The sequence below is a fragment of the Citrobacter sp. JUb117 genome, assembly GCF_024809055.1.
GTDB classification, from domain to species: Bacteria; Pseudomonadota; Gammaproteobacteria; order Enterobacterales; family Enterobacteriaceae; genus Citrobacter; species Citrobacter gillenii.
The window spans coordinates 120541-135666 of record NZ_JANUFB010000006.1 but is presented as its reverse complement, the minus strand read 5'-3'; the positions used below and the strand labels follow the sequence as shown (position 1 = coordinate 135666).

Here is a 15126-nt window from a genome sequence, read left to right as displayed (position 1 = left end):
CTTCTTCGTGACGCCTCGCAAAGTGCTTCCCGGCAAAAGCACGTCGCATTGAGGATTGTGATAAAATATCCGCCTTCTGGTGAAATCCAACAGGAAAGATCATGATGAGCCTGGCCGGTAAAAAAATCGTAATTGGTGTCAGTGGCGGTATTGCTGCATACAAAACCCCCGAGCTGGTACGCCGTTTACGGGAACGTGGCGCAGACGTCCGCGTGGCAATGACCGAGGCGGCAAAAGCGTTTATTACGCCCCTGAGCTTACAGGCGGTTTCGGGCTACCCCGTTTCCGACAGCTTGCTTGACCCCGCAGCAGAAGCTGCGATGGGTCATATTGAACTCGGGAAATGGGCCGATTTAGTTATCCTGGCCCCCGCCACGGCTGATTTGATTGCGCGTGTTGCCGCTGGCATGGCCAACGATCTGGTGTCAACGATCTGCCTGGCAACGCCTGCGCCTGTTGCCGTCTTACCGGCCATGAACCAGCAGATGTACCGCGCCGCCGCAACACAGCACAATCTCGGCGTTCTCGCGTCACGTGGCTTGCTCATTTGGGGACCCGACAGCGGCAACCAGGCCTGTGGCGATGTTGGCCCTGGCCGTATGCTGGATCCGTTAACCATTGTGGATATGGCGGCGGAACATTTTTCACCTGTCAATTCCCTACAACACCTCAACATCATGATTACGGCTGGCCCAACACGCGAGCCGCTTGATCCGGTGCGCTACATTTCTAACCACAGTTCCGGAAAGATGGGTTTCGCCATCGCCGCTGCGGCAGCAAAGCGCGGCGCTAATGTCACGCTAGTGTCAGGTCCCGTGTCATTAGCCACGCCGCCTTTGGTGCAGCGTATTGATGTCGTTACGGCGCTCGAAATGGAAGCTGCCGTGCAATCAGTCGTACAGCAACAGCATATTTTTATTGGCTGTGCCGCCGTCGCTGATTATCGCGCAGAAACCGTAGCCCATGAAAAAATCAAAAAGCAGGCGACGCAGGGTGATGAATTCACAGTAAAAATGGTCAAAAACCCGGATATTATCGCCGGGGTTGCCGCACTCAATGCTAATCGTCCTTTTGTCGTTGGGTTTGCCGCCGAAACAAATAATGTGGAAGAATATGCCCGGCAAAAACGTATCCGCAAAAACCTTGATGTGATTTGTGCAAACGATGTTTCACTATCTACTCAAGGATTTAACAGCGACAGCAACGCATTACACCTTTTCTGGCAGGATGGAGATAAAGTCTTACCGCTTGAGCGTAAAGAACTCCTGGGCCAATTATTACTCGACGAGATCGTGACCCGTTATGATGAAAAAAATCGACGTTAAGATTCTGGACCCACGCGTAGGGCAACAATTTCCGCTCCCGACGTACGCCACCTCTGGCTCTGCCGGACTTGACCTGCGCGCATGTCTTGATGACGCCGTAGAACTGGCTCCGGGCGCAACGACGCTGGTGCCAACCGGGTTAGCCATTCATATCGCCGACCCTTCGCTGGCGGCGGTAATGCTTCCACGCTCCGGGTTGGGCCATAAGCACGGTATCGTCCTCGGCAACCTGGTCGGCTTGATTGACTCCGATTATCAGGGCCAACTGATGGTATCTGTCTGGAACCGTGGCCAGGACAGCTTCACTATCGAGCCGGGTGAGCGTATTGCACAGATGGTCTTTGTGCCGGTCGTGCAGGCTGAATTTAATCTGGTGGAAGAATTTGAAGCCACCGATCGTGGCGAAGGCGGCTTCGGCCATTCCGGGCGCAAGTAACCCGTAGAGAAGTATCCCACAGCGTAATAACGCAATAACATACCGCAAACAGTTGTTTGCGGTCGCTGTGTGGATGCCTGCCTGGCAAGTGCTTATTTTCAGGGGTATTTTGTAACATGGTAGAAAAGCAAACTGCGAAAAGGAATCGTCGCGAAGAAATACTTCAGTCTCTGGCGCTGATGCTGGAATCCAGCGATGGAAGCCAACGCATTACGACAGCAAAACTGGCAGCCTCTGTTGGCGTTTCCGAAGCGGCATTGTATCGCCATTTTCCCAGCAAGACCCGCATGTTCGATAGCCTGATTGAGTTTATCGAAGATAGTCTGATTACCCGTATCAACCTGATTTTGAAAGATGAAAAAGACACCGGCGCACGCCTGCGTCTGATCGTGTTGCTGATTTTAGGGTTCGGTGAACGTAACCCCGGCCTGACGCGTATTCTGACCGGTCACGCACTGATGTTTGAGCAAGATCGTCTGCAGGGCCGCATTAATCAGTTGTTTGAACGCATCGAGGCCCAGCTGCGCCAGGTTCTGCGAGAAAAACGGATGCGTGAAGGTGAAGGTTACGCCATGGATGAAACGCTGCTGGCCAGCCAGTTACTGGCTTTCTGTGAAGGTATGCTGTCTCGTTTTGTGCGCAGCGAATTTAAATACCGTCCAACGGACGATTTTGACATCCGCTGGCCGCTGATAGTCGCACAATTGCAGTAATCGCTGATTGCCCGGTGGCGCTACTACGCTTACCGGGTCTACAGAAAGTGCGTAGGCCGGATAAGCGTAGCACCATCCGGCAGTTCTGATTATACGCCGTACGTTTCGCGATACGCCCGCACTGCGGCCAGATGTTCCGCCATCTCCGGCTTCTCTTCCAGATACGCAATCAAGTCTTTCAGGGTAATGATTGAAATGACCTTGCACCCATAATCACGCTCCACCTCCTGGATAGCGGAAATCTCACCACGACCCCGTTCCTGACGATCGAGAGAAATCAGAACCCCAGCTAACATCGCACCATTCGCCTGGATTATCTCCATCGACTCACGAATCGCCGTACCGGCGGTGATCACATCATCCACCAGCATCACACGGCCCTGCAATGCGCTGCCGACCAGGTTACCGCCTTCGCCGTGGGTTTTCGCCTCTTTACGGTTAAAGCAGTACGGCAAATCTTTATCGTGGTGTTCTGCCAGCGCAACGGCGGTCGTTGTGGCAATAGGAATACCTTTGTACGCCGGGCCAAACAGCAAATCGAAATCAATACCGGAATCCACCAGCGCTTCGGCATAAAAACGGCCTAACAGTGCCAGGTCACGCCCGGTATTAAACAGTCCAGCGTTGAAGAAATAGGGGCTCTTACGCCCGGATTTCAGCGTAAACTCGCCGAACTTTAGTACCTGCTTGCTAAGCGCAAACTCAATAAACTGGCGCTGATACGGTTTCATGGATTCGCTCCTCATCTCACTTTATAACAGACAAAAAAAAGCGACTCATCAGTCGCCTTTAAAATTAATTTTCTAACGCCGCCTTCTGCGTCGTTATGATGGATTCAATTCCCCCTCGGGCCAGTGCCAGTAGGGTGAGAAGTTCTTCATGGCTGAACGGTTCGCCTTCCGCCGTGCCCTGCACTTCAATAATGCGACCATCTTCGGTCATCACCACGTTCATGTCGGTTTCTGCCGCAGAGTCTTCAACGTACTCTAAATCGCAGAGCGCTTCGCCATTCACAATACCCACGGACACCGCAGCAACCATCCCTTTCATTGGGTTGGTTTTCAGCTTACCGCTGGCAACCAGTTTGTTCAGCGCATCAGCCAGCGCAACACAAGCACCGGTAATGGATGCAGTACGGGTACCGCCGTCTGCCTGAATCACGTCGCAGTCCAGGGTGATGGTGAATTCGCCAAGCGTTTTCAGGTCAACGGCGGCGCGCAGCGCACGCGCGATCAGACGCTGAATTTCCATGGTACGGCCGCCCTGCTTACCTTTCGCCGCTTCACGTGCGTTACGGGTATGAGTCGCACGCGGTAACATGCCATATTCTGCGGTGATCCAGCCTTGCCCCTGGCCCTTCAGAAAGCGCGGCACGCCTTCATCAATCGAAGCGGTGCACAGTACTTTGGTATCACCAAATTCGACCAGCACGGAGCCTTCAGCGTGTTTTGTATAATTACGGGTCAGGGTGACGGGACGCACCTGGTTGGCACTACGACCTGCTGGACGCATGATAAAATCTCCGGCTTGAAACGAATGTGGCTGCGCATTATACGGAGTTCCGACGGTTATTCCTATCCTGACAAGACATGGATGGCTATAATCCTCCCATCTCATCTTCAAAAACAGGAACGTCTATGATCCGCAGCATGACCGCCTACGCCCGGCGTGAAATCAAGGGTGAATGGGGTAGCGCTACCTGGGAAATGCGCTCGGTAAACCAGCGTTATCTGGAAACCTATTTTCGCCTGCCGGAACAGTTCCGTAGTCTTGAGCCTGTTGTACGCGAACGCATCCGCACGCGTCTGACACGCGGTAAAATCGAATGTACGCTGCGTTTTGAGCCTGATGCCAGCGCGCAAGGTGAGTTGCTCCTGAATGAAAAACTCGCTAAACAGCTCGTCACCGCCGCAAACTGGGTCAAGATGCAGAGCGATGAAGGCGAAATTAATCCGGTTGATATCCTGCGCTGGCCGGGTGTCATGGCGGCCCAGGAACAAGACCTGGACGCTATTGCCGCAGAGATCCTTGCCGCGCTCGATGGCACGCTGGACGACTTTATTGTCGCACGTGAAACCGAAGGCCAGGCGCTAAAAGCGTTAATCGAACAACGTCTGGAAGGCGTCAGCACCGAAGTGGCGAAAGTCCGCGCGCATATGCCGGAAATCCTGCAGTGGCAGCGTGAACGTCTGGTTGCCAAACTCGAAGACGCACAGGTTCAGCTGGAAAATAACCGTCTTGAACAAGAGCTGGTGCTGATGGCGCAGCGTATCGATGTGGCGGAAGAATTAGATCGTCTGGAAGCCCACGTTAAAGAAACCTACAACATCCTGAAGAAAAAAGAGGCGGTCGGCCGTCGTCTGGACTTTATGATGCAGGAATTCAACCGTGAATCGAACACCCTCGCCTCTAAATCCATCAATGCCGAAGTGACTAACTCAGCCATTGAGCTGAAGGTATTGATCGAGCAAATGCGCGAGCAGATTCAGAACATCGAATAGGTCATCTCCTCACGTAGCCCGTCGATAAAATGGCGGTGCTACGCCTGCTTTTCAACTATCCGCTTATTTTATCGCCACTTCGAATTATATTTTCTCATCATCTATGCTCAGTTTTTAAAGCTTAAAGTGCATACCATCTGGCATGCTTAGTAAATTTGCATTAGCTGTAGTTATTAAAACCACTTCGCCTTAGAAAATCTCAATCGTGACAACGAGCACAAATCGCTAACCTTAGCCCCCAAGAAATCAGGGGGAATACATGCTGTTACACGTTTTATACTTAATTGGCATCACTGCTGAAGCCATGACGGGTGCACTGGCGGCAGGCCGTCGTCGCATGGATACATTTGGCGTTATTATTATTGCCACCGCGACCGCCATTGGCGGCGGGTCCGTCCGTGATATTCTTCTCGGCCATTATCCTCTCGGCTGGGTGAAACATCCTGAGTACGTCATTATTGTGGCGACCGCCGCGGTGCTAACCACAATTATTGCTCCCGTCATGCCCTACCTGCGCAAGATTTTCCTCGTACTGGATGCACTAGGCCTGGTGGTGTTCTCGATTATCGGCGCACAGGTTGCACTTGATATGGGACATGGACCAATCATTGCCGTTGTAGCAGCAGTCACCACCGGTGTCTTTGGTGGCGTATTGCGCGATATGTTCTGCAAACGCATTCCGCTGGTGTTCCAGAAAGAACTGTATGCCGGGGTGTCATTTGCCGCTGCCGTGCTGTACATCGTGCTACAACATTATGTTTCCAACCACGATGTGGTCGTTATCTCCACCCTGCTATTCGGTTTTACCGCGCGATTATTGGCGCTGCGCCTGAAGCTAGGGCTGCCGGTGTTCTATTATCACCATGAAGGTCATTAAGGTATAAATCCGGTAACGCGCTGAGCGGCTAACCAGTTACTTAGTGCGTTGACTTGCCGATTATCCCGCCATTGAATCACCTGCCTGGCACGACGCTCCCCCGTGGAGGGAAGCTGGCGCCAATGGCTCTCATCGCACGCCTGTAATTGCCGCCAGGAACTCTCGTGACTGGCGTTAAGTGTTACCTGTGTTAACGGTATGCCCATGGCGATTAGCCAGCGAGTAAAAGGACGCTGCCGTGACAGATTGAATTGATGCCACAACTTCTCTCCCTTGCTTACCCCAAGCGCGGACTGTAATTGCTCTGGGGTTAATGCCAGCCACGAAAAGATATGTTCAAAGCGATACGCCTGATGGAGTTCCCGCCATCCCGCCTCGCCGATACCCTCAAGATCCAGCACCTCTTTTGCACTCAGCCAGACCAGTCGGGCAACAAACTGTTGCTGACACTCAGGCGTAGCATAAAAACAGGTCAATGAATTGAAGTGCCCCTCTGGGGGCGTAGGTTTAGTACGTTGAGTACCGCGCCAGACAACTTCATCGATGCGAGGAATGCCCTGTCCGGCCAGGCTTATCAGGAGGTGATCGCCTGGGGCAATATCCCATTCATTCCAGCGTCTTACAGAGCCGACGTTGACACGCTGTACCCGTTTATCATCCAGCATGACAGGAGCCAGTAGGGCGACCACGGCAACTTTCCCACTTTTACCGACAGAAAACTGAATATCCATGACCTCGGACACGCGAGCGACCGGAGAATATTTCCAGGCCACCACCCAATCACCCTGTCCGGGTAACCAGTTTCGCGCTGGCGGCTCTTTTCCCATGCGCACCACCACACCATCCGTCACGAAAGGCAATGTGGAAGTCCACCAATGTGTACGGGCACGCTCGACCTCATCTGCATTATTCACGGGCTGAGTATAGTGTTGCGTAAAACCGAACCCCGCATCAGCGAGCAGCGTGAGCCTTTCCTGCATCGCCTCTGGGCCATCAGGCCAGGCCCAGATGAAAACAGCCAGGGAGTGTAGTGACTCTGAATTACCCTGACGCATCAGCATTCCTGCCACCTTCGAGCGGGCGTTCATTCCGCCTCTCTTTTGCTGGATATGCCCCTCCTGCTGTAGAAATATTTCACCCTGTAAGGTGCTGTTCGCCAGCAGACCTTTAGTTGTCTGCGGTATGGATGGGATCCGACGAACCTTCTGGGTCCAGTCTTCTCCTTTAAGGCCATTTCCGCGACTAATCGCCCTGACAAGACTGCCATCCTTATAAACCAACGTCACCGCAACCCCATCGACCTTCGGTTGTACCCATACATCGCTGCGGTTACGTAACCATTGCTGTATCGCGGGTTTATCTGCAAGTTTACGGACACCGGTATGGGGAATGGGATGCGATATCGTCCCGCTAATCGGTGGGGCAGGCACCTCGGTTTGAGGCTTCTCATCAAAACAGCGCTGCCACTGCCGTAATTGCGCATTGAGTTGGTCATAAACGCCATCGTCTACAGCACTGACCCCCTGCTGCCAGTAGCTGGCATCCCACTGGGTTATCTGCTGTTGTAGCTGTGAAATTTCTTCATGAGCCCTGGCTGGCGACCAGACCGGGCACAAAGCCCATACGGGTAAGTGCACTAGCAGCAAAATCAGCACCATGTATTTCCTTATTGCCATCACTACCTCCGCTGTAGGTTGTATTACGCGGCAGGTATAGCGCGAAGCGGTAGAGAATCCGAGTGGTAAAAAGCCATCCTGCGAGGAGCTTTCCGGTCATTTTTACTTGTTGCAGCAACTCTGCGATAAAACAGGAAAAAGATACGCAAAACGCAATAATCCTGCGCAAAAAGTGTGACAAAGACTACGTCGTATAGCGGCTACGTGTATAATAAGCCCGTATGTAGGCTCTCTTTCGACAATCACATACATAAGATACTCATGGCTCAAGGCACGCTTTATATTGTTTCTGCCCCCAGTGGCGCGGGTAAATCCAGCCTGATTCAGGCTTTATTAAAGACCCAACCGTTGTATGACACCCAGGTTTCTGTTTCGCACACCACGCGCGCACCGCGCCCGGGGGAAGTGCATGGTGAACACTATTTCTTTGTGAACCATGATGAATTCAGGACCATGATTGGCAGAGATGCGTTTCTGGAACACGCAGAGGTATTCGGCAATTACTACGGCACCTCGCGTGAGGCAATTGAGCAAGTACTGGCATCGGGCGTAGATGTCTTTTTAGATATCGACTGGCAAGGTGCGCAGCAAATTCGTGAAAAAATGCCGCATGCACGCAGTATTTTTATTTTGCCGCCTTCTAAGATTGAACTGGACCGTCGCCTTCGTGGGCGTGGTCAGGATAGCGAAGAAGTGATCGCAAAACGTATGGCACAAGCTGTTGCAGAAATGAGCCATTACGCCGAATATGATTATCTGATTGTGAATGATGATTTTGATACTGCCCTGGGCGATTTGAAAACGATCATTCGCGCCGAACGTCTGCGCATGAGCCGCCAAAAGCAGCGCCATGACGCTTTAATCAGCAAACTGTTGGCAGACTGAACCCACATTCAGTATCATGCCCAGTCATTTCTTCACCTGTGGAGCATTTTAAGTATGGCACGCGTAACTGTTCAGGACGCTGTAGAGAAAATTGGTAACCGTTTTGACCTGGTACTGGTCGCCGCGCGTCGCGCTCGTCAGATGCAGACAGGCGGAAAGGATCCGCTTGTACCAGAAGAAAACGATAAAACTACCGTAATCGCGCTGCGCGAAATCGAAGAAGGTCTGATCAACAACCAGATCCTCGACGTGCGTGAGCGCCAGGAACAGCAAGAGCAGGAAGCCGCTGAATTACAAGCCGTTACCGCTATTGCTGAAGGTCGTCGTTAATCACAAAGCGGGTCGCCCTTGTATCTGTTTGAAAGCCTGAATCAACTGATTCAAAACTACCTGCCGGAAGACCAGATTAAGCGTCTTCGGCAGGCGTATCTCGTTGCACGTGACGCTCACGAGGGCCAGACACGTTCAAGCGGTGAACCCTATATCACGCACCCGGTAGCAGTAGCCTGCATTCTGGCCGAGATGAAACTCGACTATGAAACGCTAATGGCTGCACTGCTGCATGACGTGATTGAAGATACCCCCGCTACCTACCAGGACATGGAACAGCTTTTTGGTAAAAGCGTTGCAGAACTGGTTGAAGGGGTATCGAAGCTTGATAAGCTTAAGTTTCGCGATAAGAAAGAGGCGCAGGCCGAAAACTTTCGCAAGATGATTATGGCGATGGTGCAGGATATCCGCGTCATTCTCATCAAACTTGCCGACCGTACCCACAATATGCGCACGCTGGGCTCATTACGCCCGGACAAACGTCGCCGTATTGCCCGCGAAACCCTCGAAATCTACAGTCCGCTGGCGCACCGTTTAGGTATACATCACATTAAAACCGAGCTGGAAGAGTTGGGTTTTGAAGCGCTGTACCCGAACCGCTATCGCGTGATTAAAGAAGTGGTTAAAGCCGCACGCGGCAACCGCAAAGAGATGATTCAAAAAATCCTCTCGGAAATCGAAGGGCGTTTGCAGGAGGCAGGCATTCCGTGTCGCGTAAGCGGTCGCGAGAAACACCTGTACTCGATCTACTGCAAAATGGTGCTCAAAGAGCAGCGTTTTCACTCGATCATGGACATCTACGCGTTTCGCGTTATCGTCCACGACGCCGACACCTGTTATCGCGTACTTGGTCAAATGCACAGCCTGTACAAACCCCGTCCTGGTCGCGTGAAAGACTATATCGCCATTCCGAAAGCGAACGGATATCAGTCTTTGCACACCTCGATGATCGGTCCGCACGGGGTTCCGGTTGAAGTACAAATTCGTACTGAAGACATGGACCAAATGGCGGAGATGGGGGTTGCTGCGCACTGGGCATATAAAGAGCACGGCGGTGAAAGCAGCACCACAGCGCAAATCCGCGCACAGCGCTGGATGCAAAGCCTGCTGGAACTGCAGCAGAGTGCCGGTAGCTCATTTGAATTTATTGAAAGCGTCAAATCTGATCTCTTCCCGGATGAGATTTATGTTTTCACACCGGAAGGGCGCATTGTTGAACTGCCTGCCGGTGCAACACCTGTCGATTTCGCTTATGCCGTGCATACCGACATCGGTCATGCCTGCGTCGGTGCACGCGTCGACAGACAGCCTTACCCGCTTTCGCAGTCGCTTTCCAGCGGCCAAACTGTTGAGATCATTACCGCTCCGGGCGCGCGTCCGAATGCGGCGTGGCTCAACTTTGTCGTTAGCTCGAAAGCCCGCGCCAAAATTCGCCAGCTGTTGAAAAACCTCAAGCGCGATGATTCCGTTAGCCTGGGTCGCCGTCTGCTTAACCATGCCTTAGGCGGTAGCCGTAAACTGGCTGAGATCCCGCAGGAAAGCATCCAGCGTGAGCTTGAGCGCATGAAGCTCGCCACGCTTGACGATCTGCTCGCGGAAATCGGCCTGGGGAATGCCATGAGCGTGGTGGTAGCGAAAAACCTCCAGCAGGGTGACGCATCTGCGAATGTTCCTGCGCAATCCGGCCACGGCCATCTGCCGATCAAAGGCGCTGATGGTGTGCTGATCACCTTCGCGAAATGCTGTCGTCCCATCCCAGGTGACCCGATTATCGCCCACGTCAGCCCGGGGAAAGGTCTGGTCATTCACCATGAATCCTGTCGTAACATCCGTGGTTACCAGAAAGAGCCAGAGAAGTTTATGGCTGTGGAATGGGACAAAGAAACGGAGCAGGAATTCATCACCGAAATCAAGGTGGAGATGTTTAACCACCAGGGTGCTCTGGCTAACCTGACGGCGGCAATCAACACCACGACTTCCAATATTCAAAGCCTGAATACGGAAGAAAAAGACGGTCGCGTCTACAGCGCCTTTATCCGCCTGACCGCTCGCGATCGCGTGCATCTGGCGAATATCATGCGCAAAATCCGCGTAATGCCGGACGTTATTAAAGTCACACGTAATAGAAATTAGCGCTTACACAAAATCATTCGAATTGCATCAAGGCGGCAAGCGAATGAATCCCCAGTAGCGTACAGAAGTACGTGACTGGGGTAAGTGAGTGCAGCCAACGCCGAGGCAGTTCGAAGGATGAAGTGTAATGAACTCAAACCGTTATGCGCGTATTTGTGAAATGCTCGCCAGGCGTCAGCCCGATCTGACCGTCTGCATGGAGCAGGTCCATAAACCTCATAATGTTTCTGCGATCGTTCGTACCGCAGATGCGGTCGGTGTGCACGAAGTCCACGCCGTCTGGCCGGGTAGCCGCATGCGCACCATGCTCTCTTCTGCCGCAGGCAGTAACAGCTGGGTGCAAGTCAAGACCCACCCGACTATTGGCGATGCGGTCACCCATTTAAAAAATCAGGGCATGCAGATTCTGGCGACGCATCTCTCTGATAAGGCTGTCGATTTCCGTGAAATTGATTACACGCGCCCCACCTGCATCCTGATGGGTCAGGAAAAAACCGGCATCACCCAGGAAGCGTTAGACCTTGCGGATCGGGATATCATCATTCCTATGACCGGCATGGTGCAGTCATTGAATGTCTCGGTTGCCTCCGCACTCATTCTGTATGAAGCACAGCGCCAGCGGCAAAACGCCGGCATGTACCAGCGAGATAACAGCATGCTGCCGGAAGACGAGCAGCAGCGCCTGCTTTTCGAAGGGGGTTATCCGGTGCTGGCCAACGTCGCAAAGCGCAAAGGTCTCCCTTACCCCCACGTCAATACGCAGGGCGAAATTGAAGCCGATGCCGCGTGGTGGGCCACTATGCAGTCAGCGAGATAAATCCGATGAAAGGCCGTTTACTGGATGCCATTCCACTTAATTCCCTGACGGGCGTTGGCGCAGCGCAAAGCAGTAAACTGGCTAAAATCGGCCTGCACACCGTACAGGATCTCCTGTTACACCTTCCTCTGCGTTATGAAGACCGCACGCATCTGTACCCAATTGGCGAGCTTTTGCCGGGCGTCTACGCCACCGTAGAAGGAGAAGTGCTGAACTGCACTGTCACCTTCGGTGGTCGGCGAATGATGACCTGCCAGATAAGCGACGGTTCCGGCATCCTGACGATGCGTTTTTTCAACTTCAGCGCGGCAATGAAAAATAGCCTGGCGACAGGTCGGCGAGTGCTGGCCTACGGTGAAGCCAAGCGCGGGAAATACGGGGCAGAGATGATCCACCCGGAATACCGCGTACAGGGCGATCTCAGCACCCCGGAACTGCAGGAAACGCTCACACCAGTTTACCCGACTACGGAAGGGGTTAAGCAGGCTACGCTGCGCAAACTTACCGATCAGGCGCTGGATTTGCTCGATACCTGCGCCATTGCCGAACTGCTGCCGCCCGAACTGTTACAGGGCATGATGAGCCTACCGGAAGCGCTGCGCACGCTGCATCGTCCACCGCCATCGTTACAGCTCAGCGATCTAGAAACCGGACAACATCCGGCGCAGCGGCGCCTGATCCTCGAAGAGCTCTTAGCCCATAACCTCAGTATGCTGGCATTGCGCGCCGGGGCGCAGCGTTTTCATGCCCAGTCACTGAGTGCCAACGATACGCTGAAAAACCAGCTGCTGGCCGCATTACCCTTCAAACCCACAGCCGCACAGGCGCGGGTGACCGCTGAGATCGAACGCGACATGGCGCTGGATGTCCCGATGATGCGCCTGGTACAGGGTGATGTCGGATCTGGTAAAACCCTGGTCGCCGCGCTCGCTGCCCTACGGGCCATTGCCCACGGTCAGCAGGTAGCGCTGATGGCACCAACCGAACTGCTGGCCGAACAGCATGCGAATAACTTCCGTAGCTGGTTTGCCCCACTTGGCATTGAAGTCGGCTGGTTGGCCGGTAAGCAGAAAGGTAAAGCGCGTCTTGCCCAACAGGAAGCCATTGCCAGCGGGCAGGTACAGATGATTGTCGGTACACACGCCATTTTTCAGGAGCAGGTTCAGTTCAATGGTCTGGCGCTGGTGATTATCGACGAACAGCACCGCTTTGGCGTTCATCAACGTCTGGCTCTATGGGAAAAAGGTCAGCAGCAGGGTTTCCACCCGCATCAGCTGATCATGACTGCCACGCCGATCCCGCGTACTCTGGCAATGACCGCCTACGCCGATCTCGACACCTCGGTGATAGACGAACTCCCGCCGGGTCGTACGCCGGTCACCACGGTCGCCATCCCGGATACCCGTCGCAGCGATATTATTGATCGCGTGCGCAACGCCTGTACCCATGAAGGACGTCAGGCTTACTGGGTCTGCACGCTGATTGAAGAGTCTGAATTGTTAGAAGCCCAGGCGGCAGAAGCCACGTGGGAAGAGCTGAAAATTGCCCTACCGGAACTCAATATTGGTCTGGTGCACGGACGCATGAAGCCCGCCGAGAAGCAGTCGGTGATGGCTGCCTTCAAGCAGGGAGAACTGCATCTGTTGATCGCCACCACGGTGATTGAAGTCGGCGTGGACGTCCCCAACGCCAGCCTGATGATTATCGAAAACCCGGAACGTTTAGGTCTGGCCCAGCTGCATCAGCTACGCGGCCGCGTCGGTCGTGGCGCGGTGGCCTCCCACTGCGTGCTGCTCTACAAATCACCGCTGTCAAAAACCGCGCAGAAACGCCTGCAGGTCCTGCGAGACAGTAACGACGGATTTGTGATTGCGCAAAAGGATTTGGAGATTCGCGGCCCCGGAGAATTACTGGGGACACGACAGACGGGGACGGCGGAATTCAAAGTAGCGGATTTACTACGCGATCAGGCAATTATTCCGGAAGTTCAGCGCATTGCCCGTCATATTCACGAACGTTACCCACAACAGGCGGTGGCGCTGATTGAACGCTGGATGCCGGAAACCGAACGCTATTCCAACGCGTAATCGATAAATAGCGGCGGCGGTTGTCACACCGCCGCACGGCCTTTATTGCGCAAAAATTGGCAACAGCAAATACAGCTTAATCACCAGCGCGTTAACGATGTCGATAAAGAACGCCCCTACCATCGGCACGACTAAAAATGCAGTATGCGATGGACCAAAACGCTCGGTAATCGCCTGCATGTTGGCAATCGCCGTCGGCGTTGCGCCGAGACCAAAACCACAGTGCCCGGCTGCCAGCACAGCGGCATCGTAGTTCTTGCCCATCATGCGCCAGGTGACAAATATGGCGTACAGCGCCATGAAGATCGTCTGCACCACCAGAATCGCCAGCATCGGCAGCGCCAGCGAAGCCAGTTCCCACAGCTTCAGGCTCATCAACGCCATCGCCAGGAACAGCGACAGACTCACGTTGCCCAGCACGGAAACCGCGCGTTCAAACACCCGATAAAAGCCCATTAACGCCAGGCCATTGCTGAGGATCACCCCAACAAACAGCACGCAGACGAAGGTCGGCAATTCCAGCACGGTACCCACCAGCAATTGCGCAACGATTTTGCCCACCGTCAGACAGATAGCGATCAGCGCGATGGTTTCAATCAGCACCAGAGAGGTGATGATGCGCCCGACATCCGGTTTTTCAAACGCAGTCGGCACGGCCTGATCGTCCGGCATACCGTCAGGCGTAGTGGAGTGCTTCACCAGATAGCGCGCGACCGGGCCGCCAATCAGTCCACCCAGCACCAGGCCAAATGTTGCGCACGCCATCGCCACTTCGGTGGCATTGGTAAAACCGTAGCGCTCAATAAACAGCTTACTCCACGCCGCGCCCGTACCGTGTCCACCGGAAAGCGTAATCGAACCGGCAATCAGCCCCATCAACGGGTCAAGACCCAGCAGGCTCGCCATCCCGATCCCAATGGCGTTCTGCATCAACAGCAACCCCACCACCACAATCAGAAAAATGCCCACCACGCGGCCACCGGCGCGCAGGCTGGCGATGTTGGCGTTCAGGCCGATAGTGGCAAAGAACGCCAGCATCAACGGGTCACGCAGCGTCATATCGAAATTAACTTCCCAGCCCATGCTCTTTTTCAGTACCAGCAGTGCGATCGCCACCAGTAAACCACCCGCAACGGGCTCAGGTATCGTGTATTTCTTCAGGAAGGGAACAGACTGGACGAGCTTACGCCCCAGCAGCAACACCAGCGTTGCCGCAACCAATGTAGATAACGTATCGAGGTAAAACATAGACAGCTCCATTAGTGCGTTTAGCACAATCACGCACGATGTATTCCAGATCGATTTTTAGGTCTTTTTAGGTTTTCGGGGTGGATTTTAAGCAGAAA

The 15126-nt window shown here is 53.7% G+C and carries 14 protein-coding genes; 10 read left to right on the top strand and 4 right to left on the bottom strand.

The window, feature by feature from the left end; genetic code table 11:
* Nucleotides 1-104 precede the first annotated feature (104 nt).
* The 3 genes from coaBC (at nt 105) to slmA (ending at nt 2474) form a co-directional block, all read left to right on the top strand.
* Nucleotides 105-1325, top strand: coding sequence for a bifunctional phosphopantothenoylcysteine decarboxylase/phosphopantothenate--cysteine ligase CoaBC (coaBC, locus tag M2374_RS15100; RefSeq protein ID WP_137399949.1), 1221 nt, complete (start codon nt 105-107; stop codon nt 1323-1325).
* Nucleotides 1303-1761: a dUTP diphosphatase gene (dut, locus tag M2374_RS15095; RefSeq protein ID WP_003827259.1), complete on the top strand. Its 459-nt coding sequence runs from the start codon at nt 1303-1305 to the stop codon at nt 1759-1761. The genes coaBC and dut overlap by 23 nt, the downstream gene beginning before the upstream one ends.
* A gap of 116 nt (nt 1762-1877) precedes the next feature.
* Entirely contained in the window at nt 1878-2474 is a 597-nt protein-coding gene (gene slmA, locus M2374_RS15090; protein WP_096759074.1) for a nucleoid occlusion factor SlmA, read from the top strand.
* A gap of 89 nt (nt 2475-2563) precedes the next feature.
* Here slmA and pyrE read toward each other — a convergent pair whose 3' ends face one another.
* Both pyrE and rph read right to left on the bottom strand, forming a co-directional pair.
* The gene (gene pyrE, locus M2374_RS15085; RefSeq protein ID WP_115257162.1) at nt 2564-3205 is read right to left on the bottom strand and encodes an orotate phosphoribosyltransferase; all 642 of its coding nucleotides are present in this window, start codon (nt 3203-3205) and stop codon (nt 2564-2566) included.
* 64 nt (nt 3206-3269) lie between these two features.
* Nucleotides 3270-3986, bottom strand: coding sequence for a ribonuclease PH (gene rph / locus M2374_RS15080; RefSeq protein ID WP_115257161.1), 717 nt, complete (start codon nt 3984-3986; stop codon nt 3270-3272).
* A 125-nt stretch (nt 3987-4111) separates the two neighbouring features.
* On the opposite strand from rph, the gene M2374_RS15075 reads away from it, so the two are divergent.
* Together M2374_RS15075 and M2374_RS15070 are read left to right on the top strand one after the other, a co-directional pair.
* Nucleotides 4112-4975: a YicC/YloC family endoribonuclease gene (locus M2374_RS15075; protein WP_096759071.1), complete on the top strand. Its 864-nt coding sequence runs from the start codon at nt 4112-4114 to the stop codon at nt 4973-4975.
* Nucleotides 4976-5234: 259 nt separating this feature from the next.
* Complete coding sequence (locus tag M2374_RS15070; protein WP_096759068.1) at nt 5235-5852, top strand: trimeric intracellular cation channel family protein; 618 nt, start codon at nt 5235-5237, stop codon at nt 5850-5852.
* Here the strand turns inward: M2374_RS15070 and ligB are convergent.
* The gene (gene ligB / locus M2374_RS15065; RefSeq protein WP_181490807.1) at nt 5849-7528 is read right to left on the bottom strand and encodes an NAD-dependent DNA ligase LigB; all 1680 of its coding nucleotides are present in this window, start codon (nt 7526-7528) and stop codon (nt 5849-5851) included. The genes M2374_RS15070 and ligB overlap by 4 nt on opposite strands.
* Before the next feature lie 261 nt (nt 7529-7789).
* Between ligB and gmk the strand changes: the two genes are divergently transcribed.
* From gmk to recG, 5 genes are all read left to right on the top strand, one after another.
* A complete protein-coding gene (gene gmk / locus M2374_RS15060; protein ID WP_005122601.1) occupies nt 7790-8413 on the top strand; it encodes a guanylate kinase in 624 nt (207 codons plus the stop codon).
* Nucleotides 8414-8467: 54 nt separating this feature from the next.
* On the top strand, nt 8468-8743 hold the full coding sequence (gene rpoZ, locus M2374_RS15055) for a DNA-directed RNA polymerase subunit omega (protein ID WP_002442542.1): 276 nt from the start codon (nt 8468-8470) through the stop codon (nt 8741-8743).
* A gap of 18 nt (nt 8744-8761) precedes the next feature.
* Nucleotides 8762-10876, top strand: a complete 2115-nt coding sequence (spoT, locus tag M2374_RS15050; protein WP_096759066.1) for a bifunctional GTP diphosphokinase/guanosine-3',5'-bis pyrophosphate 3'-pyrophosphohydrolase — start codon at nt 8762-8764, stop codon at nt 10874-10876.
* 127 nt (nt 10877-11003) lie between these two features.
* Nucleotides 11004-11693, top strand: a complete 690-nt coding sequence (gene trmH / locus M2374_RS15045; RefSeq protein WP_096759065.1) for a tRNA (guanosine(18)-2'-O)-methyltransferase TrmH — start codon at nt 11004-11006, stop codon at nt 11691-11693.
* Between the two features lie 5 nt (nt 11694-11698).
* Entirely contained in the window at nt 11699-13780 is a 2082-nt protein-coding gene (gene recG, locus M2374_RS15040) for an ATP-dependent DNA helicase RecG (protein WP_115257159.1), read from the top strand.
* Between the two features lie 42 nt (nt 13781-13822).
* Here the strand turns inward: recG and gltS are convergent, their stop codons facing one another.
* Nucleotides 13823-15028, bottom strand: a complete 1206-nt coding sequence (gene gltS / locus M2374_RS15035) for a sodium/glutamate symporter (RefSeq protein WP_096759063.1) — start codon at nt 15026-15028, stop codon at nt 13823-13825.
* Nucleotides 15029-15126: the final 98 nt, after the last annotated feature.

Bases quoted from the DNA above. Each gene is read 5' to 3' on its own strand.
- rpoZ (WP_002442542.1), top strand. From the start codon at position 8,468: ATGGCACGCGTAACTGTTCAGGACGCTGTAGAGAAAATTGGTAACCGT.
- trmH (WP_096759065.1), top strand. From the start codon at position 11,004: ATGAACTCAAACCGTTATGCGCGTATTTGTGAAATGCTCGCCAGGCGT.
- ligB (WP_181490807.1), bottom strand. From the start codon at position 7,528: ATGGCAATAAGGAAATACATGGTGCTGATTTTGCTGCTAGTGCACTTA.
- coaBC (WP_137399949.1), top strand. From the start codon at position 105: ATGAGCCTGGCCGGTAAAAAAATCGTAATTGGTGTCAGTGGCGGTATT.
- M2374_RS15075 (WP_096759071.1), top strand. From the start codon at position 4,112: ATGATCCGCAGCATGACCGCCTACGCCCGGCGTGAAATCAAGGGTGAA.
- pyrE (WP_115257162.1), bottom strand. From the start codon at position 3,205: ATGAAACCGTATCAGCGCCAGTTTATTGAGTTTGCGCTTAGCAAGCAG.
- dut (WP_003827259.1), top strand. From the start codon at position 1,303: ATGATGAAAAAAATCGACGTTAAGATTCTGGACCCACGCGTAGGGCAA.
- rph (WP_115257161.1), bottom strand. From the start codon at position 3,986: ATGCGTCCAGCAGGTCGTAGTGCCAACCAGGTGCGTCCCGTCACCCTG.
- gmk (WP_005122601.1), top strand. From the start codon at position 7,790: ATGGCTCAAGGCACGCTTTATATTGTTTCTGCCCCCAGTGGCGCGGGT.
- gltS (WP_096759063.1), bottom strand. From the start codon at position 15,028: ATGTTTTACCTCGATACGTTATCTACATTGGTTGCGGCAACGCTGGTG.
- recG (WP_115257159.1), top strand. From the start codon at position 11,699: ATGAAAGGCCGTTTACTGGATGCCATTCCACTTAATTCCCTGACGGGC.
- slmA (WP_096759074.1), top strand. From the start codon at position 1,878: ATGGTAGAAAAGCAAACTGCGAAAAGGAATCGTCGCGAAGAAATACTT.
- M2374_RS15070 (WP_096759068.1), top strand. From the start codon at position 5,235: ATGCTGTTACACGTTTTATACTTAATTGGCATCACTGCTGAAGCCATG.